Origin of the sequence: Serratia microhaemolytica (assembly GCF_004011885.1) — a bacterium.
Classification (GTDB): domain Bacteria; phylum Pseudomonadota; class Gammaproteobacteria; order Enterobacterales; family Enterobacteriaceae; genus Serratia_G; species Serratia_G microhaemolytica.
On record NZ_SBEF01000018.1, the window covers coordinates 43,116 to 68,498 of the forward strand.

Annotated in this window: 23 protein-coding genes, 1 pseudogene and 1 other annotated feature; of the genes and pseudogenes, 21 read left to right on the forward strand and 3 right to left on the reverse strand. The window is 48.9% G+C overall.

What is annotated here, in order from left to right; genetic code table 11:
* Positions 1-20 precede the first annotated feature (20 nt).
* Together EOJ37_RS07855 and ydgH are read right to left on the reverse strand one after the other, a co-directional pair.
* A complete protein-coding gene (locus tag EOJ37_RS07855) occupies positions 21-257 on the reverse strand; it encodes a major outer membrane lipoprotein (protein WP_127959379.1) in 237 nt (78 codons plus the stop codon).
* Positions 258-613: 356 nt separating this feature from the next.
* On the reverse strand, positions 614-1,564 hold the full coding sequence (gene ydgH / locus EOJ37_RS07860) for a DUF1471 family protein YdgH (RefSeq protein ID WP_127959380.1): 951 nt from the start codon (positions 1,562-1,564) through the stop codon (positions 614-616).
* Positions 1,565-2,610: 1,046 nt separating this feature from the next.
* Between ydgH and pntA the strand changes: the two genes are divergently transcribed.
* Entirely contained in the window at positions 2,611-4,134 is a 1,524-nt protein-coding gene (gene pntA / locus EOJ37_RS07865; RefSeq protein WP_127959381.1) for a Re/Si-specific NAD(P)(+) transhydrogenase subunit alpha, read from the forward strand.
* Positions 4,135-4,146: 12 nt separating this feature from the next.
* Complete coding sequence (pntB, locus tag EOJ37_RS07870; RefSeq protein WP_127959382.1) at positions 4,147-5,613, forward strand: Re/Si-specific NAD(P)(+) transhydrogenase subunit beta; 1,467 nt, start codon at positions 4,147-4,149, stop codon at positions 5,611-5,613.
* Between the two features lie 119 nt (positions 5,614-5,732).
* Here the strand turns inward: pntB and hxpB are convergent, their stop codons facing one another.
* Positions 5,733-6,398 carry a hexitol phosphatase HxpB gene (hxpB, locus tag EOJ37_RS07875; protein WP_127959383.1) on the reverse strand — a complete coding sequence of 222 codons (666 nt, stop codon included), beginning with the start codon at positions 6,396-6,398 and terminating at the stop codon, positions 5,733-5,735.
* Positions 6,399-6,565: 167 nt separating this feature from the next.
* Between hxpB and EOJ37_RS07880 the strand changes: the two genes are divergently transcribed.
* The 19 genes and pseudogenes from EOJ37_RS07880 to EOJ37_RS07970 form a co-directional block, all read left to right on the forward strand.
* Entirely contained in the window at positions 6,566-7,117 is a 552-nt protein-coding gene (locus EOJ37_RS07880) for a YniB family protein (RefSeq protein ID WP_127959384.1), read from the forward strand.
* Positions 7,118-7,458: 341 nt separating this feature from the next.
* Entirely contained in the window at positions 7,459-9,387 is a 1,929-nt protein-coding gene (gene thrS / locus EOJ37_RS07885) for a threonine--tRNA ligase (protein WP_127959385.1), read from the forward strand.
* 3 nt (positions 9,388-9,390) lie between these two features.
* Positions 9,391-9,942, forward strand: coding sequence for a translation initiation factor IF-3 (infC, locus tag EOJ37_RS07890; protein WP_127959386.1), 552 nt, complete (start codon positions 9,391-9,393; stop codon positions 9,940-9,942).
* A gap of 113 nt (positions 9,943-10,055) precedes the next feature.
* Positions 10,056-10,253, forward strand: coding sequence for a 50S ribosomal protein L35 (gene rpmI / locus EOJ37_RS07895; protein ID WP_037399812.1), 198 nt, complete (start codon positions 10,056-10,058; stop codon positions 10,251-10,253).
* A gap of 41 nt (positions 10,254-10,294) precedes the next feature.
* A complete protein-coding gene (gene rplT / locus EOJ37_RS07900) occupies positions 10,295-10,651 on the forward strand; it encodes a 50S ribosomal protein L20 (RefSeq protein ID WP_127959387.1) in 357 nt (118 codons plus the stop codon).
* Positions 10,652-10,749: 98 nt separating this feature from the next.
* Positions 10,750-10,876, forward strand: a sequence feature (Phe leader region).
* Positions 10,877-11,044: 168 nt separating this feature from the next.
* Entirely contained in the window at positions 11,045-12,028 is a 984-nt protein-coding gene (pheS, locus tag EOJ37_RS07905) for a phenylalanine--tRNA ligase subunit alpha (RefSeq protein WP_127959388.1), read from the forward strand.
* A gap of 12 nt (positions 12,029-12,040) precedes the next feature.
* Positions 12,041-14,428: a phenylalanine--tRNA ligase subunit beta gene (gene pheT / locus EOJ37_RS07910; RefSeq protein WP_127959389.1), complete on the forward strand. Its 2,388-nt coding sequence runs from the start codon at positions 12,041-12,043 to the stop codon at positions 14,426-14,428.
* A 4-nt stretch (positions 14,429-14,432) separates the two neighbouring features.
* Positions 14,433-14,729, forward strand: coding sequence for an integration host factor subunit alpha (ihfA, locus tag EOJ37_RS07915; RefSeq protein ID WP_127959390.1), 297 nt, complete (start codon positions 14,433-14,435; stop codon positions 14,727-14,729).
* Positions 14,730-15,045: 316 nt separating this feature from the next.
* Positions 15,046-16,050, forward strand: coding sequence for a vitamin B12 ABC transporter permease BtuC (btuC, locus tag EOJ37_RS07920; protein WP_127959391.1), 1,005 nt, complete (start codon positions 15,046-15,048; stop codon positions 16,048-16,050).
* Positions 16,051-16,124: 74 nt separating this feature from the next.
* Positions 16,125-16,868, forward strand: coding sequence for a vitamin B12 ABC transporter ATP-binding protein BtuD (gene btuD / locus EOJ37_RS07925; protein ID WP_276318276.1), 744 nt, complete (start codon positions 16,125-16,127; stop codon positions 16,866-16,868).
* A 207-nt stretch (positions 16,869-17,075) separates the two neighbouring features.
* Positions 17,076-18,242 carry a UDP-4-amino-4-deoxy-L-arabinose aminotransferase gene (arnB, locus tag EOJ37_RS07930; RefSeq protein ID WP_127959392.1) on the forward strand — a complete coding sequence of 389 codons (1,167 nt, stop codon included), beginning with the start codon at positions 17,076-17,078 and terminating at the stop codon, positions 18,240-18,242.
* The gene (arnC, locus tag EOJ37_RS07935) at positions 18,217-19,197 is read left to right on the forward strand and encodes an undecaprenyl-phosphate 4-deoxy-4-formamido-L-arabinose transferase (RefSeq protein ID WP_127959393.1); all 981 of its coding nucleotides are present in this window, start codon (positions 18,217-18,219) and stop codon (positions 19,195-19,197) included. Before arnB ends, arnC begins: the two co-directional genes overlap by 26 nt.
* Entirely contained in the window at positions 19,198-21,180 is a 1,983-nt protein-coding gene (gene arnA, locus EOJ37_RS07940; RefSeq protein ID WP_127959394.1) for a bifunctional UDP-4-amino-4-deoxy-L-arabinose formyltransferase/UDP-glucuronic acid oxidase ArnA, read from the forward strand.
* On the forward strand, positions 21,177-22,070 hold the full coding sequence (arnD, locus tag EOJ37_RS07945) for a 4-deoxy-4-formamido-L-arabinose-phosphoundecaprenol deformylase (RefSeq protein WP_127959395.1): 894 nt from the start codon (positions 21,177-21,179) through the stop codon (positions 22,068-22,070). The genes arnA and arnD overlap by 4 nt, the downstream gene beginning before the upstream one ends.
* Positions 22,071-22,086: 16 nt before the next feature.
* Positions 22,087-23,739: a lipid IV(A) 4-amino-4-deoxy-L-arabinosyltransferase gene (gene arnT / locus EOJ37_RS07950; protein ID WP_127959396.1), complete on the forward strand. Its 1,653-nt coding sequence runs from the start codon at positions 22,087-22,089 to the stop codon at positions 23,737-23,739.
* Positions 23,736-24,062 (forward strand): 4-amino-4-deoxy-L-arabinose-phosphoundecaprenol flippase subunit ArnE, encoded by a 327-nt coding sequence (arnE, locus tag EOJ37_RS07955; protein ID WP_127959402.1) that lies wholly within the window; start codon positions 23,736-23,738, stop codon positions 24,060-24,062. The genes arnT and arnE overlap by 4 nt, the downstream gene beginning before the upstream one ends.
* Positions 24,062-24,451 (forward strand): 4-amino-4-deoxy-L-arabinose-phosphoundecaprenol flippase subunit ArnF, encoded by a 390-nt coding sequence (gene arnF / locus EOJ37_RS07960; RefSeq protein WP_127959397.1) that lies wholly within the window; start codon positions 24,062-24,064, stop codon positions 24,449-24,451. Before arnE ends, arnF begins: the two co-directional genes overlap by 1 nt.
* 159 nt (positions 24,452-24,610) lie before the next feature.
* Positions 24,611-25,066, forward strand: coding sequence for an NlpC/P60 family protein (locus EOJ37_RS07965; RefSeq protein ID WP_127959398.1), 456 nt, complete (start codon positions 24,611-24,613; stop codon positions 25,064-25,066).
* A 2-nt stretch (positions 25,067-25,068) separates the two neighbouring features.
* Positions 25,069-25,296: pseudogene (locus EOJ37_RS07970) on the forward strand (ISAs1 family transposase); the annotation flags it as partial.
* Between the last annotated feature and the right edge of the window lie 87 nt (positions 25,297-25,383).

A 25,383-nucleotide genomic window follows, 5' to 3' on the forward strand; every position in this document is an offset into this window, starting at 1 on the left:
TTTAACTTCACCGAAGTCTCTTACTTTTTGTAAGAGTGAACTTGGTTGTCCAAACGCTGGTTAGCACGAGCAGCTTCGTCTCTTGCAACTTGAACGTCTGAACGGATTGCACTTACATCGCTGTTCAGTTGGTCAACTTTAACGTTCAAAGCTTGAACGTCAGAAGACAGTTGGTCCATTTGCGCTCTGTTTGAGCAACCAGCCAGCATAGTAGCAGACAGAATTACAGCGCCAACCAGCAGTTTAGTACGATTCATTATAACACCCTCTAGATTGAGTTAATCTCCACGTAGCGATAGTAAGTATTACACAATCCCTTTTCGAAAGAGAATAAAATTTTTTGTTTAGGCGTTTAATTCTGTTCGTTCGAACAAACTTGCAGCTTTGTTTGCAAAATGGTTAAAAAATGAAGAGAAATAGAAGAATCTCATTTGAAGAGCAACCAGTAAGCATAAAATTTATAAAATGCCAGTATATAAAGCAGAAAAATTTTATCTGGCAAGTGGAGTGATGCTGTTAAATTGCTCACCTTGCCCGGTGTGGTAAACCGTAACAGCAGGCGGTGTCTAGGCTCACCGACTGCTGATTGCAACATGAATCGCGACCGAGTGTGTTACTTGAACAGATCGACGTAGATGGTGGTATTGTTGCCGCTATTGTTCTGCCGTTGTCGGGTTATGTGATAGTACTTGGCGCCTTTGGCGGCAGCTCGCTTTGCTACTTCATGAGAAGCATGAGTCATACTGCCAAAGTGACCGGAGACGGTGACGGAAGCAAAAGCAGTCATTTGTGCTGCAGTGGTTTTATTCAGTTCCTGGATCTTGGTACCATCTGGCAGTGTCACGGTGTAGCGTTGCCCTTGGGTTGATTGAGTCTCGAAAAAACGGCCTATAGCACGGCTGGGCGAGGCTGAAGAGGCGACGCCTGGAATTTCCACTTTGGCAGCTTGATCGCCGCCAGCCGCTAGTAGCGCTCTGCCAGCTTCAGAGTCAGCAGGAATAAGATCGGGGCTTTGAACCTGACGCACTGGTGCATCAGCTGTATAGATATAAGCAGTGATAGCCTGATTACCACTCTGATTGACATCAACTTGCCGTACGATAAAGAAAGCATCAGCCCCCTTCTTTTTTGCTGCTTTGGCGATCGCGCTATTGACATCAGGTTGACTACGATAGAAACCGCGTATCGTTACGGTATCGTAGGGTTCAAGGCGTAATGCTTCAGCTTTGGGTAACTCTTTCAGCCCTTCAATGATGCGGTATTCTGACTCGTTACTGTTTTTAGCGGAGTCTTTATGGTAAAGATCGGCGACAACGCGCCAATTGCCGCTGTTACTGGCGCTGTTACTATCTTGGACATAAAAAAAATCGGCGCCAGATTTATCCGCGCGGCGCGAAACAGCCTTCACGGCATCGCTGATTGTGTTAAAACGACCAACAATCGTAATACGCTCAAACGGCTTTAGCTCAGCAGCTCTTTCGGGTGTTAATTCTTGTGCTGCATGTGCATAACACGTGCTCAGTGATAACAAAGTAAATAAACTAATAGTGGTGTTGAGCTTCATAAGAATTCCTTTTGTTGGAGATATTGCCAGAGCATCAGTAGTAACGTTTTTTTAACCTGTAAAGCCATCGCGATATTGCCGTCAAATTTATTTATTGACGATCTTGATAACTGACCAGGGTACTAATCTCGTTTTTCTCGCTCGCGAAGGGAACTAACGAGCTGTTGTCCAAGCGACGGGCAATGATGCAGTGCCAAGTTGAATTAGGGATTGGTGGCTATTTATACCCTTATTAGTGTTTGCTGCCAACAGTCAGGTGAATTTGGCGGCGGAAAACCTGCTTGGCAGTAAGAAGTCGCAGATGAGTGATCTGGAAGAGTGGTAACGATGTGGGTTTCACGATATAACAGGGCAGCCAGCGACAAGGGATTTGCTGTTGAGGGTTAATTGTTGTCGGCTTCTATTGAGATTGGCGGAAGAAAAAAAGTCAAAAACCGTATCTTTTTCACTCAAACTTGCAATTTGTCATGTCGTTAGGCTAATTTCTTGTGTAAAAACTGCTAGCAAAGCGTAAGCAATTATGGATCATGATGCATATTTTCAGTGAGGGTATTGTCAAGATGGCAGTGTGAATGTCTGTCAATAAGCTGGTTAGTCAGTTATTACCGCTGTGCTAAATGGCTTGTGATGCAGCGACAATTGTAATATGAGTGGTGTGTTTCACTCTGCAACTCTGTTTATGAATGGGGAGATGACGGGAGGTATTAGCCAAGCAAATTTCGTGCCTGTTGATTAAGCAGTGTTCGGCTGCTCAAATTTCCTGTTCCGATAGACAAACCAGAGTTAACAGAATTGAACGGCTTCAACAGTCAGTGGTGGCTATGCACTATTGGTTGGATCCACGACAGTTTACTTCAGATCTTTTCAGGGGGGAGTAACCCTGAAAAGGGTAAGGTTGTGGTAAGCAGTACCATAACTGAAGTTCATAGCGAGTCAATTAGATGGCGTCTTTATTTGCTCACAACAGAAAGCATAACTCGGTTGTGCTATTTTTGCGGTGAGCGAGAAGATAATAAACATCATCAACAGATGAGAAGGGAACGATTATGCGTATTGGTATACCAAGAGAGCGGTTGGCCAATGAAGCCCGGGTTGCTGCCACACCGAAAACGGTGGAGCAGTTACTGAAATTGGGTTTCACCGTTGCAGTTGAAAGTGCAGCGGGCAAAATGGCGAGTTTTGAAGATGCTGCCTACCAGGCAGCCGGTGCAACGATCAGTAATACGGCTGATATATGGCAATCGGATTTGATCCTCAAAGTCAATGCCCCACAAGACGACGAAATTGCTTTAATGCGAGAGGGGAGCACGTTGGTCAGTTTTATTTGGCCAGCCCAGAACCCTGAGTTGATGGCGAAGCTTGCCGCGCGCAAAGTGACGGTGATGGCGATGGACTCAGTACCGCGTATTTCACGTGCGCAGTCGCTGGATGCATTGAGTTCAATGGCAAATATTGCTGGTTATCGCGCTATTGTTGAAGCAGCACATGAATTTGGCCGTTTCTTCACCGGTCAGATCACGGCAGCAGGTAAAGTTCCGCCAGCAAAAGTGATGATTATTGGTGCGGGAGTAGCAGGATTAGCAGCAATTGGTGCCGCAGGCAGCCTGGGTGCAATAGTCCGTGCTTTTGATACGCGGCCAGAAGTAAAAGAACAAGTTCAAAGTATGGGGGCAGAATTCCTCGAACTTGATTTCGAAGAAGAGGCTGGCAGCGGTGATGGTTATGCCAAGGTGATGTCAGAAGCTTTCATCAAAGCTGAGATGGAACTGTTTGCTGCACAGGCTAAAGATGTCGACATCATCGTAACCACTGCGCTTATCCCGGGTAAGCCGGCACCGAAGCTGATCACCAAAGAGATGGTCGCTTCAATGAAATCAGGCAGTGTAATTGTTGATTTGGCAGCACAAAACGGCGGTAACTGTGAGCTAACTGTTGCCGATAAAGTCACAGTCACTGAAAATGGCGTCAAAATTATTGGTTATACCGACTTGCCTAGTCGGTTACCGACCCAATCTTCACAGCTTTATGGCACCAACCTAGTCAACCTGTTGAAGCTGCTGTCGAAAGAGAAAAACGGCGAAATTAATATCGATTTTGAAGACACAGTGATCCGTGGTGTTACCGTAGTACGCGAAGGTGAAGTCACCTGGCCAGCACCACCGATTCAAGTTTCGGCACAGCCGAAGCAGGAAGCAGCACCAATTGAAAAAGTTGAGAAGAAACCGACCTCTCCTTGGGTGAAATATGGCCTGATTGCTTTGGCTATTGTGCTGTTCGGCTGGTTCGCAGACTCAGCACCCAAAGAGTTCTTATCGCACTTTACCGTGTTCGCATTGGCGTGCGTAGTGGGCTACTACGTGGTGTGGAACGTCAGCCATGCATTGCATACGCCGTTGATGTCGGTGACTAATGCGATCTCGGGAATTATTGTGGTGGGAGCGTTGCTGCAGATTGGTCAGGGTGGTTGGATAGCCGTGCTCTCCTTTATCGCTGTACTGATTGCCAGCATCAACATTTTTGGTGGCTTCACCGTGACTCAGCGTATGCTGAAAATGTTCCGCAAAAACTAAGGGGTGACAAAAATGTCTGAAGGATTAGTTACAGCAGCATATATTGTTGCCGCTATCTTGTTTATTTTCAGTTTGGCAGGGCTTTCGCGCCACGAGACTTCCAAGCAGGGCAACCTGTTTGGTATGGCAGGTATGGCTATTGCCTTAGTGGCGACCATTTTTGGCCCACACACCGCCAATATTGCCTGGATACTTATCGCCATGGTCATCGGTGGTGCTATTGGTATCTATCTGGCACAGAAAGTCGAAATGACCGAGATGCCAGAATTGGTAGCAATGCTACATAGCTTTGTCGGTTTAGCCGCCGTACTGGTTGGTTTTAACAGTTATGGACATTTTGCTCATGAATTTGCGCCGATGAATGCTGTGCTTTCGGCGCTCGGTGAGCAAGCGCAGTTGGCTATGACGAAACAACTGAATCTGACCAGTTTAAGCACGATGAAGAACATTCATTTAACTGAGGTCTTCCTTGGTATCTTCATTGGTGCGGTTACCTTCACCGGTTCTATCGTTGCTTTTGGTAAGTTACGCGGCATTATTTCATCTAACCCATTGATGTTACCACATCGCCACAAACTGAATCTGGCGGCGCTGGTGGTTTCCTTCCTGTTGTTAGTGGTGTTTTTACAAACCGACAGTGGTTCAGTTCAGGTATTTACACTGTTGGTGATGACTGTGATTGCACTGCTATTCGGATGGCATCTAGTGGCTTCTATCGGTGGTGCTGACATGCCGGTGGTGGTTTCGATGCTTAACTCTTACTCCGGTTGGGCCGCCGCAGCAGCAGGGTTTATGCTCAGTAACGATCTATTGATTGTTACCGGTGCATTGGTGGGTTCTTCTGGTGCAATCCTCTCTTACATCATGTGTAAGGCGATGAACCGCTCATTTGTCAGTGTAATAGCCGGTGGTTTTGGTACTGATGGTTCCTCAACCGGTAACGCTGAAGAGATGGGTGAGTATCGTGAAACCACAGCAGAAGAAGTGGCTGAACAACTGAAGAACTCTTCTTCAGTGATCATCACCCCAGGCTATGGTTTGGCAGTTGCGCAGGCTCAATATCCAGTGGCTGAAATCACTGAGAAACTGCGTGCTCGTGGCATCAAAGTACGCTTTGGTATTCACCCTGTGGCAGGTCGCTTGCCTGGGCACATGAACGTCTTGCTGGCGGAAGCCAAAGTACCTTATGACGTTGTGCTTGAGATGGATGAGATCAACGACGATTTTCCAGATACTGACACGGTATTGGTGATTGGTGCCAACGACACTGTTAACCCGGCAGCGTTGGAAGATCCGCGCAGCCCGATCGCCGGTATGCCAGTGTTGGAAGTGTGGAAAGCACAAAGCGTTGTTGTGTTTAAGCGCTCGATGAATACCGGCTATGCAGGTGTTCAGAACCCATTGTTCTTCAAAGACAACAGTCAAATGTTGTTTGGTGATGCCAAGGCGAGCGTAGAAGCTATCTTACGCGCGCTATAGTGATCCAATTGGTTTAAGTTCTCAGGTGCGATTTTGCTTTGCTAACTGCTTTTGAATAAGCAGTTAGCAGTAAGGTTGGCACCTGTGGCTTTTTATAGCCAGCACTGATAGCTAATGGATTAGCTTAAATGGTGCTCGGTGAGTTGGGTCAGTGCGGTGAGTTTATGATCAGCCAATGCCCAGCGTGGATCTTGGCTATACTCTGGGGCGGGAACCACTATCGAATACATGCGTGCTGCTTTGGTCGCGATCATGCCATTGAACGAGTCTTCAAAGCTGATACAGTGCTGAGGGCGAGTGCCGAGACGTTCTGCTGCAACAAGATAAACTTCGGGATGGGGTTTGCTATAAGGCAGATGTTCAGCGGAAACAAGATGGTCAAAGTAGCTTTCGAGATCAAACAGTTGTAATACCTGCTGTTGCATATGCAGCGGTGAAGCAGAAGCAAGTGCAATAGGCAGTTTCAGGTTACGACACAGTTCCAGAGCGTGGTGTACACCTGGCAGTAACGGGCGTTTTTGTTTTATCAGCTCGATGGTACGTTCGATAATCTGTTCAGCGACAATTTGTTGTGGAATATTGGGGGCCGGTATTGCTTGGTACCACAATTCAACGACTTGGTCGATACGCAGTCCTAGTGTATTGGGCAGTTTTTGACGTAGGGAGAGATCGACCCCCAACGCGCCAAAAATATCCAATTCAGCTTGTAACCACAGTGGTTCTGAGTCGATCAGTAGTCCATCCATATCGAAGATAACGCTTTGTATATGTTGCCCATAAGCCATAGACCTTTCACTCCTGTTTAATCAGTTAAAATGAAAATTTTTACTACTTTATACTTAACGTATCGCAAATATCAGTGGATGGTAACAAAAAGGCATAATACGGGCTGACATAGTGCTATGTTGTTGCTGTTTGATAGATAAATCTTGAGGCGATTTTAGGAGAGCAAATGACCTATCAACAAGCTGGCCGCGTTGCAATGCTTAAGCGCATTTTCGGCTGGGCAATTTTTATCCCGGCATTGATCTCAACCGTCATTTCACTGCTGGGGTTTATGCAGCAGTATGGTGCCGAGTGGCGAGGGATCAATGCGGTGATGCTCGATTTTCTCTACTTGGCAATTGATGTCATCCGTTTCAATACCGAGTGGTTGGATATCTTTTGGCGCAACTCACCGCTGCCAACCTTGGAGCACGGTATTTTTGAAGGACGGAATTTAGTTTTTGTTATCATCTATTTTCTGATGTTTGTTGGTTTGGCACTACAAGCCTCAGGCGCACGAATAGCACGTCAAGTGAAGTTTGTACGTGAAAATCTGGAAAATCAGATGATCCTAGAACAGGCGAAAGGCAGTGAGGGGCAAACGCGATCACAGTTAGAAGCGCGCATAAAATTGCCACATCACACCATCTTTTTACAATTCTTTCGGCTTTATGTCCTACCGCTGTTGATTGCTGTTTGTGGCTATATTTTAGTTAAGTTTATTTTTATTCATCCCTAATGGTTAACGGATGAATCGTGAAAATGCAGTAGTACGCTGATACACTCGAGACAGTGCTGAATTTTTAGAGCTAGTTCAGGCTGGATAACGCGTGAGTGCTGAGTAGATAGGGTGATCCTAGCCACTCTATCCGTTAAGCTATAGCCGTTACCCTGTTGATAATGCTAGTATGCTCGGTCGGTTATCTCGTCATACCCGAGTGCGTTATGAAAAACGTGTTACGTGTGTATCTATTCGGCACAGTAGAGCTGAAGAACGGTGATGACCTATCTTATTAAATAATATTATATTTCTTCATGTGGTCTGTCGTGTGGATCACCACTGTGGATAAGGAATAATCAATGCCAGTTATTACTCTTCCTGATGGAAGTCAACGTCATTACGACCATGCAGTTTCCCCACTCGATGTTGCGCGGGATATCGGCCCAGGCCTGGCTAAGGCTTGTATTGCCGGCCGTGCTAATGGTGAATTAATCGACGCGTGTGATCCGATTGAAACCGATGCGCAACTTGCCATCATCACCATTAAGGATATCGAAGGGTTAGAGATCATGCGCCACTCTTGTGCGCATCTGCTAGGACATGCGATTAAGCAACTGTGGCCAGACACCAAAATGGCAATCGGCCCGGTGATTGATAATGGATTCTACTACGATGTTGACATTGATCATGCACTGACACAGGAAGATCTAGAACGGCTAGAGCAACGGATGCATCAACTGGCAGACAAAGATTACGATGTCATCAAGAAAAAGGTCAGTTGGCAACAAGCCCGTGATACTTTCATCGCACGAGGTGAAAGCTACAAAGTGGCGATCCTTGATGAAAACATCAGTCGTGATGATAGCCCAGCGCTCTATCATCATGAAGAGTATATTGACATGTGCCGTGGCCCGCATGTGCCAAATATGCGTTTCTGTCACCATTTTAAATTACAGAAAACTTCAGGTGCTTATTGGCGTGGTGACAGTAAAAACAAAATGTTACAGCGTATTTACGGCACGGCTTGGGCTGATAAAAAGCAGTTAAATGCCTACTTACAACGCCTAGAGGAAGCCAGCAAACGCGATCACCGTAAGATTGGTAAACAGCTTGATCTCTACCATATGCAGGAAGAAGCACCAGGTATGGTGTTCTGGCACAATGATGGTTGGATTATTTTTCGTGAGTTGGAAGCCTTTGTGCGCATGAAGCTCAAAGAGTACCAATATCAGGAAGTTAAAGGCCCATTTATGATGGACCGTGTGCTATGGGAAAAAACAGGGCACTGGGAAAATTACAAAGATGCCATGTTCACCACCGCATCTGAGAACCGTGAGTATTGTATCAAGCCGATGAACTGCCCCGGCCATGTACAGATCTTCAATCAAGGTCTGAAGTCCTACCGTGATTTGCCTCTGCGCATGGGAGAATTTGGCAGTTGTCATCGTAATGAGCCTTCAGGTTCATTACATGGCTTAATGCGGGTGCGTGGTTTTACCCAAGATGATGCTCACATTTTCTGCACCGAAGATCAGGTGCGTGCAGAAGTGAACGGCTGCATCAAAATGGTCTACGATATGTATCACACTTTTGGTTTTGAGAAAGTGGCTGTTAAGCTTTCGACACGACCAGAAAAGCGTATCGGTAGTGATGAGATGTGGAGCCGGGCAGAGGAAGATCTTGCTGCTGCATTGAGTGAAAATGGCATTCCATTTGAGTATCAGCCGGGTGAAGGGGCATTTTATGGGCCTAAAATTGAATTTACCTTGCATGATTGTTTGGATCGTGCATGGCAATGTGGTACCGTGCAACTCGACTTCTTCTTGCCGGGGCGTCTAGGGGCTTCGTATGTAGGTGAAAATAACGAACGCCTGACACCAGTGATGATCCACCGTGCAGTACTTGGATCGATGGAGCGCTTTATCGGCATCCTGACCGAAGAGTATGCAGGTTTTTATCCAACTTGGATTGCACCTGTGCAAGTGGTGGTGATGAATATTACTGATAACCAGTCTGATTACGTTGAACAATTAACCAAAAAACTGCAAGATGCCGGAATTCGCGCAAAAGCAGACTTGAGAAACGAGAAGATTGGCTTTAAAATTCGCGAGCATACTTTGCGTCGGGTTCCATACATGCTGGTGTGCGGGGATAAAGAAGTAGAAACAGGCCAAGTTGCCGTTCGTACCCGCCGTGGCAAAGACTTAGGAAGCCTAGACGTAAATGAAGTTATAGACAGACTGCGGCAAGAGATCCGTAGTCGAAGTCTTCATCAACTGGAGGAATAAGGTATTAAAGGCGGAAAACGAGTTCAACCAGCGCGCCCCAATCGCATTAACAGAGAGATCCGCGCGCAAGAAGTTCGCCTAACTGGCGTCGATGGTGAGCAAATTGGTATTGTTAGCCTAAATGAAGCTCTTGAGAAAGCCGAGGAAGCCGGTGTTGATTTAGTGGAAATCAGCCCGAATGCTGAACCGCCAGTTTGCCGCATTATGGATTATGGCAAGTTCCTCTATGAGAAGAGCAAATCCAACAAAGAGCAGAAGAAAAAACAGAAAGTTATTCAGGTCAAGGAGATTAAGTTCCGGCCTGGTACCGATGATGGCGATTATCAGGTCAAGCTACGCAACCTGATTCGCTTTCTGGAAGATGGCGATAAAGCCAAAATCACCCTGCGTTTCCGTGGGCGTGAAATGGCTCACCAGCAGATTGGCGTGGAAATGCTTAACCGCGTTCGCAAAGATCTGTGTGAAGATAGTGATCTGGCGGTGGTTGAATCTTTCCCAACCAAGATTGAAGGTCGCCAGATGATTATGGTGCTCGCTCCTAAGAAGAAACAGTAAGGCAATCAAGTAATCGGATGCGCTCGGTGGCGGTGATTAATGCGGCTGCTGGATGCGTTGGGTTCGCCTTGTTGGTTCGTTGTTTAACAATGCGAAGTGGAAATTAAGTAAAAATGCCAAAAATTAAAACTGTACGCGGTGCAGCAAAGCGTTTTAAAAAAACCGGTAGCGGTGGTTTTAAGCGCAAACATGCTAACCTGCGTCATATTCTGACTAAAAAAGCAACCAAGCGTAAACGTCACCTGCGTCCAAAGGGTATGGTGTCGAAGAATGATCTGGTACTGGTTAGTGCGTGTCTGCCTTACGCATAAACATTTTTTTTAATCAAGAATAAGACGTTAGGAGAGAGCATATGGCTCGCGTAAAACGTGGTGTAATTGCACGCGCACGTCACAAAAAAATCATGAAACAAGCGAAAGGCTACTACGGTGCCCGTTCGCGCGTTTATCGTGTTGCCTTTCAGGCGGTTATCAAAGCAGGTCAGTATGCTTACCGTGACCGTCGTCAGCGCAAGCGCCAATTCCGTCAGCTCTGGATTGCGCGTATCAATGCTGCAGCTCGTCAGAATGGCTTGTCTTACAGCAAGTTCATCAACGGGTTGAAAAAAGCCTCGATTGAAATTGATCGTAAGATCTTGGCTGATATCGCAGTATTCGACAAAGTGGCTTTTAGTGCACTGGTCGAGAAGGCGAAAGCAGCACTGGCATAATCGAGTTTTCAGAGGGAGTTTTTGCTCCCTCTTTTAACTTAACGTGCGAATACGGCTACTCTGCTTTTGAGTAACCAATTTTTCCTTGATAAGGAAACGAAAGCATGGATCTCACTATTTTCCTTTTCTTTTTTTACCTTAGCACCTGAGAGAGAAGGGGCTTCGCGCAAAAGAGAAGAAAAGGAAAATAGCGCCTAAGCCTCCCAGTGTGGAGGCTTTTTTTTTAAGACTAATATCTTTGATTTTTCTCGTTATGCGAGTCAATTTACCATTGTCGGCTGACGGTATCTTGCAGTAAGTTAGTGGGCGGATTATCAGTTAACACTTCAATGCACAGAGACAGATCAGTCAGCGATCACTGAGGCCATATTGGCCAGTAAAGAAGAGGAAATAATGCCACATCTCGCAGAGCTGGTTGCCAAGGCAGAAGCAGCCATACAAGATGCCCAGGATGTTAGCGCGCTAGATCTGGTGCGCGTTGAGTATTTGGGTAAGAAAGGTCATTTCACCTTGCAGATGCAGTCGCTACGTGAAGTACCCGCAGAACAACGTCCAGCAGCAGGGGCGGTGATTAATCAGGCGAAGCAACAGGTACAGGACGCGCTGAACGCGCGCAAAGACGCGCTGGAAACAGCGGCACTCAATGCGCGTTTGGCAGCAGAAACGATCGATGTTTCACTGCCTGGGCGGCGTATGGAAAATGGCGGTCTACACCCAGTTACACGCACTATTGAACGGATCACCGAATTCTTTACTGAGTTAGGCTTCCGGGTTGAAAATGGCCCAGAGATTGAAGACGATTACCATAATTTTGACGCGTTGAACATTCCGAGTCATCATCCTGCTCGAGCTGATCACGACACCTTTTGGTTTGATGCCACACGCTTGCTGCGCACGCAAACCTCGGGTGTACAGATCCGCACCATGAAAAACCAACAGCCACCGATCCGCGTCATTGCGCCAGGTCGGGTCTACCGTAATGACTACGATCAGACACACACACCGATGTTTCATCAAATGGAAGGACTGATTGTCGATAAAAATATCAGTTTCAGCAATTTGAAAGGGACACTGCACGATTTTCTGAATAACTTTTTTGAAGAGTCACTACAGGTGCGTTTTCGTCCTTCCTATTTCCCGTTTACCGAACCTTCTGCTGAAGTGGATGTAATGGGGAAAAATGGCAAATGGCTAGAAGTGTTAGGATGCGGCATGGTGCATCCCAATGTGTTGCGCAATGTAGGCATTGATCCAGAGGTCTATTCAGGTTTTGCTTTTGGCATGGGAATGGAACGTTTAACCATGCTGCGTTATGCAGTTACCGATCTGCGTGCATTCTTTGAAAATGATCTACGTTTCCTCAAGCAGTTTAAATAAGGCGGTTATCAGATGAAATTCAGTGAAAGCTGGTTGCGCGAGTGGGTAAACCCGCCTATCAGTAGCGAGGCATTATCTGAACAGATCACTATGGCGGGTCTGGAAGTGGATGGCGTAGAGTCGGTTGCTGGTGTGTTTAGTGGCGTGGTAGTCGGGCAGGTCGTAGAGTGTGCTCAGCACCCTAACGCAGACAAACTACGTGTAACAAAAGTTGATATCGGCGCGGAACGGTTGCTGGATATTGTTTGTGGTGCTGCAAACTGTCGTGCTGGCTTGAAAGTCGCAGTAGCGACAGTTGGTGCGCTATTACCGGGCGATTTTAAAATCAAAGCAGCCAAACTGCGCGGTGAGCCTTCAGAAGGTATGCTCTGCTCGTTTTCCGAACTGGCCATTTCCGATGATCACGCCGGTATTATTGAGCTTCCTGATGATGCACCGATCGGCACTGACATTCGTGATTATCTGCAACTTGATGACAACATGATTGAGATCAGTGTCACGCCAAACCGAGCCGATTGCTTGGGTATTCTGGGGATCGCACGTGATGTGGCGGTGTTAAACCAGTTACCACTTAATCAGCCTGAGATCCAGCCGGTTGAAGCGACGATTACTGATACCTTACCGATCCGTATTGAAGCTGAGCAAGCTTGCCCGCGTTATTTGGGGCGAGTGGTAAAAGGGATCAATGTTAACGCTGCGTCACCATTATGGATGCGTGAAAAACTGCGTCGTGCCGGAATTCGCTCTATTGATGCCGTGGTGGATGTGACCAATTATGTGCTGCTGGAATTAGGGCAGCCGATGCACGCTTTTGACTTAGATCGTATTGAAGGTGGTATAGTAGTACGCATGGCGACGGAAGGTGAAACTTTACGTCTGCTGGATGGTAGTGAAATAAAGGTACAACCGGATACATTGTTAATTGCCGATGATAAAAAGGCATTAGCGCTTGGTGGTATTTTTGGTGGCCTTGATTCTGGGGTCAGTAGTGAAACGCATAATATTTTGCTCGAGTGTGCTTTTTTTGCACCATTAGCAATTACTGGGCGTGCACGTCGTTATGGTTTGCACACTGATGCTTCACATCGTTATGAACGTGGTGTTGATCCGGCATTGCAGCATCGAGCAATCGAACGCGCGACACAATTGTTGCTGGCGATTTGTGGTGGGCAAGCAGGACCAGTGATTGACGTGACTTGTGAAGCGACATTACCAAAACCGGCTAACATTGTGCTGCGCCGCAGCAAACTTGATCGTCTGATTGGTCATCATATTCCTGATCAGCAGGTCAGTGACATTCTGCGTCGTTTAGGGTGTCAGGTTACTGAGCAACAGGATGCTTGGCAGGCACTGGCGCCGACGTGGCGTTTTGATATGGCGATCGAGGAAGATTTGATTGAAGAGGTCGCTCGAGTTTATGGTTATAACCATATCCCGGACGTACCAGTCCATGCCGAATTAGTCATGGGGCAACACAAAGAAGCTGATTTGCCATTAGCACGCGTTAAAACGCTGTTGGTAGATCGTGGTTTTCAGGAGGCAATTACCTATAGTTTTGTTGATCCTAAACTGCAGGAATTGTTATATCCGGGGGAAGAGGCGCTGATGCTGCCTAGCCCGATTTCGGTTGAAATGTCGGCAATGCGCCTTTCGCTATGGACAGGTTTGCTTTCTGCCGCCGTGTATAACCAAAATCGTCAGCAGGCTCGAGTGCGCTTGTTTGAAACGGGATTACGTTTTGTGCCAGATGAGGAGGCCAATTTAGGTATCCGGCAAGAGATGATGCTGGCTGGCGTGATCACGGGTAATAAACATGAAGAGCATTGGGATTTGGCAAAAAATCCAGTGGACTTCTATGATTTAAAGGGGGATGTCGAGGCTATACTGGAATTGACAGGATTGTTGTCTGCAGTCCAGTTTAGAGCAGAGTTTCATCCAGCATTGCATCCAGGGCAGAGTGCCGCAATTTATTTGCAGGATGAGCGCATCGGTTTTATTGGTGTGATCCATCCAGAACTGGAACGCAAGCTCGATCTGAATACGCGCACTGTGGCGTTTGAAATTGAGTGGAACAAGGCTGCAAGCCGTGTCGTGCCTAGTGCGCGTGAGATTTCTCGTTACCCCGCAAATCGCCGAGATATAGCTGTTTTAGTGCCTGAAAGTGTTTCTGCAGAAGAGGTTATGGATGAGTGCAGGAAAATTGGCACAAATCAGCTAGTTGGCGTAAACTTATTCGACGTGTACCGAGGCAAGGGTGTCGCAGAGGGTTACAAGAGTTTAGCGATGAGTCTTGTATTGCAGGATATTGCCCGTACACTGGAGGAAGAGGAGATTGCTGCTATTGTCGCAAGATGTGTAGCAGCATTAAAACAGCGATTCCAAGCATCCTTGAGGGATTGAATTTATGGCGCTTACTAAAGCTGAAATGTCAGAACACCTAGTTGAAAAACTTGGCCTTAGCAAACGGGAGGCCAAAGACATGGTCGAACTTTTTTTTGAAGAAGTCCGCCGGGCTTTGGAGAATGGGGAACAAGTTAAATTGTCGGGTTTTGGCAATTTTGATCTGCGAGATAAAAATCAACGTCCGGGAAGAAACCCGAAGACGGGGGAAGATATTCCTATCACGGCTCGCCGTGTGGTTACCTTCCGTCCTGGGCAGAAGTTGAAAAGTCGAGTGGAACACGCCAATCCGAAAGGATAGGTGCTATTACGAGCTAGCGAGTAGTAACAGAAAAGGCCGCTTTGCGGCCTTTTCCTAATTCAGTGACTACAGAGATATCAATATGTCTGTCAGGCAACCATTGAGCGCCGCTTATTCTTCCGAATATGAAGGCATCGCTTGATATTCTCGCTTAACAATCAAGATAGCGTGATGGTTTTTATCACATGGGGTTGATCGCATAACCGTGTTTCACCGGATGCCGTTATTTTATTGGGTACCAGTGATAACGGGTTAGCTATCCCACTTATCCATGCGTCTGCCACGCGGCAGATATCGACAGTTGGAACTTGAGCGGATGCCAAGCGACTCCTTCACTAAATTACAGCAACAGCGTCAGCAGCGTGATAAGCGCTACTTACTGCTATTGGCAATCAGCCTATTGCTGACTTTTATATTGAGCTTATCACTGGGTGAACACTGGATCTGGCCTTGGCAGTGGTGGCAGGAGTCGGCAAATCTGTTTATCTGGCAAATTCGCCTGCCACGAACCTTAGCCGTCGTGCTGGTTGGCGGAGCGCTCGCCACTGCCGGTGCAACCATGCAGGCATTATTTGAAAACCCACTGGCAGAACCGGGATTATTGGGCATCGCGAATGGATCGGGCATGGCATTGGTATTAACCATCATGCTCGGCAATGGTCTGCTACCGGTAATATGGTTAAGTGGCAGTGCCATTCTCGGCGCATTGTTGATGACGATCCTATTATTGGCATTTGCCCGTCGCAGCCGGTTAAACAATGCCAATTTATTACTGGTTGGGGTGGCGTTAGGCATCCTGTGTAGCGCAGTCATGACCTGGGCGGTCTATTTCAGCTCCAGCCTAGATCTACGGCAATTGATGTACTGGATGATCGGCAGTTTCAGCGGCGTTGGCTGGCAACAGCGCTGGTTACTGTTGTTATTGTTGCCACTCCTGATCTGGCTAATATTTCAAGGTAATGTATTGAATTTTCTATCGCTGGGTGAAGTATCTGCCCAGCAGCTTGGGCTGCCCGTCCAGCGCTGGCGCAATCTATTTGTGCTGGTGATCGGCGGGTTGATTGGCATCAGCGTGGCATTAGCGGGCGTCATTGGTTTTATCGGCCTAGTGATCCCGCATCTTTTGCGCCTGAGTGGTTTGACGAACCAGCGCTTTTTACTACCAGGTTGCCTACTGGCTGGGGCGACCGGATTGCTACTGGCTGACATGATTGCACGTGTATCGCTGTTTGCCGCTGAATTACCGATTGGCGTGGTGACTGCCACGCTCGGTGCTCCTTTATTTATCTGGTTATTAACACGTTCTGGCAACACACTATGATGTCATCCCCTAATAATAAATCATCATCAGAGCAAAACGCGCACTCACAAACTGCCACTACACCCCTTCTACAATTGAATAATGCCGCAGTCACGGGGCGCTTAATGCCGATCTCGGCACAGCTCGATGCGGGGCAACGGGTAGACCTGATCGGTCCGAATGGCGCGGGCAAAAGTACCCTGCTGGCACATATCGCCGCTGTGTTGCCTGGTGTGGGGGAAATCACCTTTTTGCACCGATCGATCCAGCGCTACTCAGCGGCTGAGTTGGCACGTTACCGCGCCTACCTCTGCCAGCAGCAGGCCGTCACGCTACAGATGCCGGTGTTTCAATATCTGGCATTACACCAACCGGTAGGTGCTGAACCGCAAGCGCTAGAACAGACAATCAGCTATTTAACCGGCCGCCTTGCCTTGTTGGATAAACTGCAATACCGCTTAACGCAGCTCTCTGGTGGTGAATGGCAACGTGTGCGCCTGGCAGCAGTGTTATTACAGGTCTGGCCGAGTGTCAATCGTCAAAGCCGACTGTTGCTGCTTGATGAACCGAGCAATAGCCTGGATATTGCACAACAGATAGCACTTAATCAACTGTTGGCTGAATTTTGCCAGGCTGGCGGTGCGGTTCTGCTGTCAAACCATGATCTCAATGACACGTTACATCACGCAGATCAGGTCTGGCTACTCGCTGAGGGTCGCTTGCTGGCGACTGGAACCAGTGAACAAGTAATGGAACCAAATCGCCTAGGAGAAGTCTACGGCGTGCATTTTGAGTACAGTAAACGGCATCAGCGTTGGCTAATAGCAACCGCACTATAAATACTCACTGCATCATAAATACCCACCGAGTTATCAATAACCATAGAGTAATTATTGGTAATGTGGCCACCAGAAAGAATAAATTATTTATTTTTCAATAAGATTTGTTTTATAAATAAAATAATCTATCGCGTTATGAAACTATTGAGCTTGATGGTGTCATAGTTGGGAAGAAATTATGCCTGTCAAAATGATAAGGGGGTAGTCATGGAGCCATTCCTGCCTTTTTCACGCCCGGCAATTGGTGATGAAGAGATTGCGGCGGTAGAAAAAGTATTGCGTTCCGGTTGGATCACCACCGGTGCACAGAATCAGTACCTGGAAAGTCAATTCTGCCAGATTTTTGGCTGCCAACATGCCGTCGCGGTTTGTTCAGCAACCGCAGGTATGCATATCACCTTAATGGCGTTGGGCATTGGCCCGGGAGATGAAGTGATCACGCCGTCACAAACCTGGGTCTCAACACTGAACCTGATTGAATTGCTCGGGGCAACACCGGTAATGATCGATGTCGATCGCGATACGCTGATGGTCAGTGCCAGTGATGTCGAAGCCGCCATCACCCCGCGCACCAAAGCGATCATCCCGGTACATTACGCTGGTGCGCCACTGCAACTCGAACAGTTACGGCGGGTGGCAAAACAGTACCAACTCCCATTGATTGAAGATGCGGCTCATGCCGTCGGCACAGGTTTTAATGGCGAGTGGGTGGGGGCACAGGGAACCGCGATCTTCTCATTCCATGCCATTAAAAATCTCACCTGTGCTGAAGGTGGGTTGATTGCCACTGACGACGCGGCCTTGGCCGAACGCCTGCGCTGTTTAAAATTTCACGGCTTGGGCGTAGACGCTTTTGATCGCCAGATGCAAGGGCGCAAACCACAGGCAGAAGTGGTTGAACCTGGCTATAAATACAACCTCTCTGATATTCATGCTGCAATTGCAGTGGTCCAGCTAAAGCGTCTGCCAGAGTTAAACGCACGCAGAAAAGTACTGGCCGAGCGCTACTTGGCCGCACTGAAAGACTCGCCATTCCAGCCGTTGGCACTACCCGATTATCCGCACCAGCACGCCTGGCACCTGTTTATTATCCGCGTTGATCAGCAGCGCTGTGGTATCACGCGAGATCAGCTAATGGCCTACCTCAGCTCACAAGGTATCGGCAGCGGATTGCACTTTCGCGCGGCACACACACAAAAGTTTTATCGCGAACGCTACCCTGAACTCAGCCTACCAAACAGCGAATGGAACTCGGCCTGTTTATGTTCGCTGCCACTGTTTCCCGATATGACCGAAGCGGATGTCGATCGTGTTGTGGGTGCTCTCTTTTCTGCGCTGGAGTCAGAACATGTCACAACCTCAACCGATCAATAAAGTGTCGCTGGTGATCCCGGTTTTTAATGAGCAGGAGAGCTTGCCCGCTTTATTGGAACGCACCGGCAACGCTTGTAAAAAACTATCGCAAAGTTATGAGATTATCTTGGTTGATGATGGCAGCAGTGATGACTCGGCACAACTGCTTACTGCCGCCGCAGAGCAGCCAGGCAGCGCGATAATCGCGGTGCTATTGAACCGTAATTATGGCCAGCACTCGGCAATCATGGCTGGTTTTAACCAGGCAAGCGGCGATCTGGTGATCACCCTAGACGCCGACTTGCAGAACCCACCGGAAGAGATCCCGCGTTTGGTTGAGATCGCAGAGCAGGGTTACGACGTGGTTGGCACCGTACGTGCCGATCGTCAGGATAGCTGGTTTCGTAAAACAGCCTCACGGCTAATCAACCTGATGATCCAGCGCGCGACCGGCAAATCGATGGGCGACTATGGCTGCATGTTACGCGCCTATCGGCGCCACATTGTTGAAGCGATGCTGCACTGCCATGAACGCAGTACCTTTATCCCGATCTTGGCCAACACCTTTGCACGACGCACGATCGAGATCGAAGTACGCCATGCAGAACGCGCATTTGGCGACTCAAAATATGGCTTCATGAAGCTGATCAACCTGATGTATGACCTGCTGACATGCCTGACTACCGCACCGCTCCGGCTACTGAGTGTCGTCGGTAGTGTCATCGCGCTGCTCGGATTTGTACTGGCGCTACTGTTGATCATTCTGCGCTTGGCCCTAGGGGCAGAGTGGGCAGAAGATGGTGTTTTCACGCTATTTGCCGTGCTGTTCAGTTTCATTGGTGCCCAGTTTGTTGCCATGGGTTTACTGGGTGAGTACATCGGCCGGATTTACCACGATGTCCGTGCCCGCCCGCGCTATTTTGTGCAAAAAGTGATTGGCAGCCAGCCAATTGCCGACAGTCAGGAAAAACAATAAATGAAAGCGATTGTATTTGCCTATCACGATATAGGATGTGCCGGATTGCAGGCACTGGTTGACGCTGGCTATCAAATAGCAGCGGTATTTACCCATACCGAAGATCCGCATGAAAATAAGTTCTTCTCCTCCGTGGCACGTTTGGCGGCAGAACTCGATCTGGCGGTGTATGCACCGGAAGATGTTAATCACCCGCTCTGGGTTGAGCGCATTGCACAATTACAGCCAGAGATCATCTTCTCGTTCTATTATCGCAACATGCTGAGTGAACAGATCCTCGCGCTGGCTCCACAAGGCGGCTTTAACCTGCATGGTTCACTGTTACCCAAGTATCGTGGCCGAGCGCCGATTAACTGGGCGTTACTGCACGGTGAAACAGAGACCGGTGCCACACTGCACCGCATGGTAAAACGCGCCGACGCGGGGGAAATTGTTGGTCAACAGAAAGTGGCGATTGATGCGGATGACACCGCATTCACGCTACATCAGAAGGTATTAGCGGCGGCAAAAAACCTATTACAGCAGCAATTGCCGAAGTTAAAACAGGGCACCGCGACCTTTACGGCGCAGAACGAGGCTGAAGCGAGCTATTTTGGCCGCCGCAGTGCTGCTGATGGTGAAATTTTCTGGCACCACAGCGCACAACAGATCGATAACCTGGTACGCGCAGTGACGGAACCCTACCCTGGAGCGTTCAGCTATCTTGGACAACGCCAGTTGATTATCTGGCGTAGCCGAGTGTTAACTATCGAGCATGACCAACAGCCAGGCACAGTTTTGAGTATCGCACCGCTGGTGGTGGCTTGTGGCAGTGGTGCACTGGAGATTATTGCCGGGCAGTCGGAATCGGGCCTTTATCAGCAAGGGGCACGATTGGCGCAAGAGATGGGCATGGTGAGTGGGGTACGATTAGCGGCCAAACCGACCGGCACGAAAAAACGCAGAACACGCGTATTAATCCTCGGCGTCAATGGTTTCATCGGCAACCATTTAACTGAACGTCTACTGCGCGATGAAAAATATGAAGTCTATGGCCTGGATATTGGCTCCGATGCGATTAGCCGCTTTATCTCTGATCCGCGTTTCCACTTTGTCGAAGGCGACATCAGCATCCACTCGGAGTGGATCGAATATCACATTAAAAAGTGTGATGTGGTGCTACCACTGGTGGCGATTGCGACCCCCATCGAATATACCCGCAATCCACTGCGTGTTTTTGAGCTTGATTTTGAAGAAAATCTGAAAATTGTGCGCGACTGTGTCAAATACAACAAACGCATCATCTTCCCCTCGACCTCTGAAGTCTACGGCATGTGTGATGACAAACAGTTTGATGAAGACAGCTCGCGCCTGATTGTTGGGCCAATTAACAAACAGCGTTGGATCTACTCAGTATCAAAACAGCTACTTGATCGCGTTATCTGGGCTTACGGTGTCAAAGAGGGGCTAAAATTCACCCTGTTCCGGCCATTTAACTGGATGGGGCCACGCTTGGACAGCCTGGATGCGGCACGTATTGGCTCCTCACGCGCTATCACACAACTGATCCTCAACCTGGTTGAAGGCTCGCCGATCAAACTGGTCGATGGTGGTGCACAGAAACGCTGCTTTACTGACATCAACGACGGCATCGAAGCGCTATTCCGTATCATTGAAAACCGCGATGGCCAGTGTGATGGGCAGATTATCAACATTGGTAACCCGACTAACGAAGCAAGCATTCGTGAGTTGGCAGAGATGCTGCTAACCAATTTTGAACAACACCCATTGCGCCAGCACTTCCCACCATTTTCTGGTTTTAAATCGGTGGAGAGTAGCAGCTATTATGGACAGGGTTATCAAGATGTTGAGCATCGCACCCCGAGCATCAACAATGCTCGTCGGCTACTGAACTGGCAACCGACCATCTCAATGCAACAAACGGTAGCTGACACCCTGGATTACTTCCTGCGCACCACAGTCAATGAAGGGAAAGTAGAGTGAAAAAAGTCGGGCTGCGGGTGGATGTCGATACGTTCAGCGGTACGCGCGAAGGTGTACCGCATTTACTGGCAATACTGGAACAGTATCGGTTGCGCGCGAGCTTCTTTTTTAGCGTCGGGCCAGACAACATGGGGCGTCACTTGTGGCGCCTGTTACGACCACAATTTTTACTGAAGATGCTGCGCTCGAATGCTGCCTCGTTGTATGGCTGGGACATCTTGCTGGCGGGAACTGCTTGGCCAGGGCGTAACATTGCCCAAGCGCTTGGCTCGGTGATCAAACAGACACAGCAGGCTGGACACGAAGTTGGACTACACGCCTGGGATCACCAAGGCTGGCAGGCACGCGTTGCACGCTGGTCGGAACACGAACTGCAGCGACAAATTGCGCTGGGAGTAGAGGCGCTTACTGCCTGCACCGGGCAACCGGTGCACTGTTCTGCGGTGGCTGGCTGGCGTGCTGATCAGCGTGTGGTGGATGCCAAACAGCGTTTTGCCTTCCGTTATAACAGTGATTGTCGAGGTCGTTATCCATTTCGCCCACTGTTAACCGATGGTCAACCAGGTACAGTACAAATCCCGGTCACTTTGCCGACATTTGACGAGGTGATTGGCACTAGCGTGACAGTGAGTGGCTTTAATGACTACATTCTCGGGGCAATGGCACAAGATCAGGGCACACCAGTCTACACCATACATGCCGAAGTGGAAGGGCGTTCACAGGCACAACTGTTTGAGCAACTGCTACAGCGTGCCGCACAGCAGGGGATTGAATTCTGTCCACTCAGTGAACTGCTACCTGAGCAGCTTGACTCACTACCGTTAGGCCGTATTGTGCGAGCCTCTTTTGCTGGCCGCGAAGGCTGGCTTGGCTGCCAGGCAGAACCTTAGGGGAAAATAGATCCAGATGAAACTACTCAAGTCGGGCTGGCTGTGGCTGGTGGCCGCATTTTTTCTGCTGGCTTACCTGTTGCCATTGAATAGCCGTTTACTCTGGCAACCAGATGAAACACGCTACGCCGAAATTAGCCGTGAAATGCTGGCGCGTGGTGATTGGCTAGTGCCACACCTGATGGGATTGCGCTACTTTGAAAAACCGGTAGCGGGTTACTGGCTGAATAACATCGGTCAATGGTTATTCGGCGATAGCAACTTTGCCGTGCGTTTTGCGGCGGTATTGACTACCGGCTTATCTGCACTGCTGGTATTTGTGCTGGCATGGCTGATGTGGCGCAGTGTCAGACGCGGCTTGTTAGCGATGCTGATCTTCCTATCGATGCTGCTGGTGGTCGGCACCGGCAGCTACAGCACGCTGGACCCGATGTTCTCATTGTGGCTCACCGCAGCAATGGTCAGTTACTATCTTGCGCTGAAAGCCTGCACAGTGAAAGGGCGAATCACGGCCTATCTGTTGCTTGGCCTGGCTTGTGGCCTCGGCTTTATGACCAAGGGATTTCTGGCGCTGGCACTGCCGGTGCTTGCAGCACTGCCGATCGCCATTCAGCAACGGAAACTAAAAGCAGTGTTCTGCTATGGCGGCATTGCGCTACTGGCTGCGCTACTGGTCAGTTTGCCATGGGCATTGGCCATCGCAGCACGCGAACCTGACTACTGGCACTACTTTTTCTGGGTCGAACATATCCAGCGCTTTAGCGGCAGTGACGCACAGCACAAGGCACCGTTCTGGTACTATTTACCGGTGCTAATGGCGGGTGTACTGCCCTGGTTGGCGCTGCTACCGGGGGCACTGCTCAGTGGCTGGCGCCAACGTCAGCAACAACCCGAGCTGTTCTTTCTGTTCTGCTGGGTAGCAATGCCACTGATATTCTTCAGTATCGCCAGTGGAAAACTGTTAACTTACATCCTGCCCTGCATGGCACCACTGGCACTGCTGATTGCCCACTATGCGCAGCACTGCCAACAGCGAGTGTTAGTGTTAAATGGCATTGTCAATGCACTGTTTGCAACGTTAGTGATGGTGCTATTGCTGCTGAGCAGCAGTGGACTATTACCGTCGCTTGTGCTGTTTGCTGCTGATGAGTGGTCCAAACTACTGCGAGTGCTGCTGATATTTATCGCCTGGCTACTGTTTGCACTGCTTGCTAACAGAGACGCGGCCAAACGCTGGCCCTGGGCGGCGGCTTGCCCACTGATGCTGTGCCTGCTGCTAGGGCACAGCATCCCGCAGCAGATCATTGATGCCAAATTGCCACAGCACTTTATCCAGAGCCAGTTACCGCTGTTGAGTGACAGCCGCTATCTATTGAGCAACAACGTCGGCACCGCTGCAGCGCTTGGCTGGCAATTAAAACGCAGCGATATCCTGATGTTCAGCCAGCGCGGAGAGTTAGCCTATGGCCTCTCTTATGTGGATAGCAACAGTCACTACATCACCGACAAAGCATTTGAGAAGTGGTTAGCGCAAGCGCGTCAGCAAGGCAGCGTGGCGCTGGTACTGCAGTTGCGCAATCGGCAACCGCTGCCAGCCGGTTTGCCAGCAGCGGATCAGATCCACCAGCGGCATCGCTTAGTGCTGCTATGGTATGGTCAGCAACCATAATGGCCTATTTACTGCTGATAGTGGTCAGCCTGCTCAGTTGCGCCGGACAACTCTGCCAGAAACAGGCAGCACAAACACACCAATCACCGAGAGTGTTAGCGCTCTGGTTGGCATCGGCACTGCTATTAATGGCAATGGCACTGCTGCTGTGGCTACTGGTGCTACAGCAGTTGCCACTCAGCGTGGCTTACCCGATGTTGAGCTTCAATTTTGTTCTGGTCACTCTGGCTGCGCGTTACTGCTTTGATGAACAAACCAGCGCCACACATTGGTATGGTGTGGCATTGATTATACTAGGTATTTTATTAATGAGTCTGTCTTGATGGGTGGTTATCTATTGGCCGGTGCTAGCGTGTTGCTGGTAACACTGGCTCAGTTGCTGATGAAATGGGGAATGCAAGCATTACCACCACTCCCCCGGTTGCCGGCAAACTGGTCACTGTTCTCGGCTTATCCGTTGCCACTGACGGGTGTAATGCTGGGGATGCTGGCTTATGCCGTCTCAATGTTATGCTGGTTTTTTGCCTTGCGCCGATTACCGCTACATCGCGCCTACCCACTGCTGAGTCTCAGCTATGTGTTGGTCTATCTTGCCGCTGTCACACTGCCGGTGTTCGCTGAGCCACTCACCATATTGAAAACGCTAGGGACACTGTTGATCTTGGCCGGTGTCTGGTTGATCCACCGCGCCAGGCCTGAAACAGAGAAATAGCACTGATGCCACGGCTGTGGTAAGGTGCGGCTGTTTTGCAGGGTGCTAAGCGGGGTGCTGATCAGCATCGCTCAGCATCAACACGGGCATTCGGGTTAGCCGGGCTTGGTGGAAAAAGTGGCTAATCAACAGATAAGGTTTGTGGTAGAGAGTAGTAACATGCGGATATGGTGGTTATTAATCAGCGTCATGCTGTCTGGTTGTAGTAGCGATGTACCGGCCAGCGCACAACTTGCTGATCCTGAACAGGTCACTGAACAGTTGCAACAACAGTTACAGCAGTGGCAAGGCACAGTCTATCGCTACGGTGGTCTGGATCGTAACGGCATTGATTGCTCAGGTTTTGTCCATCTGACGTTTCGTGATCTGTTCAAAATCGATCTGCCACGTTCTACCGATCAGCAAGCTAAGTTGGGCAATCAAGTAGAACGCCATCAGTTAAAACCGGGTGACCTGATCTTCTTCAAAACCGGCAGTGGCAAAAATGGCTTACATGTCGGCATCTACGATCGGGATGACCAGTTTATCCACGCTTCAACCAGCAAAGGCGTGATCCGCTCCTCACTCAATAATGACTATTGGCAAAAAGCCTATTGGCAGGCAAGGCGGATTTAATGCGCAGCGCCAATGCAGTGAGAGAGCACTGGGGGATTGAGTCTATGCACTGGGTTTTGGATGTCAGCATCGATGAAGATGCCTGCCAAATTTATAAAAATAACGGCGCGACAAACCTCTCCTGTTTACGCTATCTCGGATTGAACATGCTGCGTTATATGCCGAACCTCCTCACTAGCCTCTTCAACCAACGTAAGCGTCCGGTAGCCTCACCTTGCCGCAGCGAATAAAGCCTTTCATTATTCTCGCCATCACATCCTCTGCTTGAGAATAAACCATGCCATACACCAAACAGCAAAAACAGCAGCATCTTGATA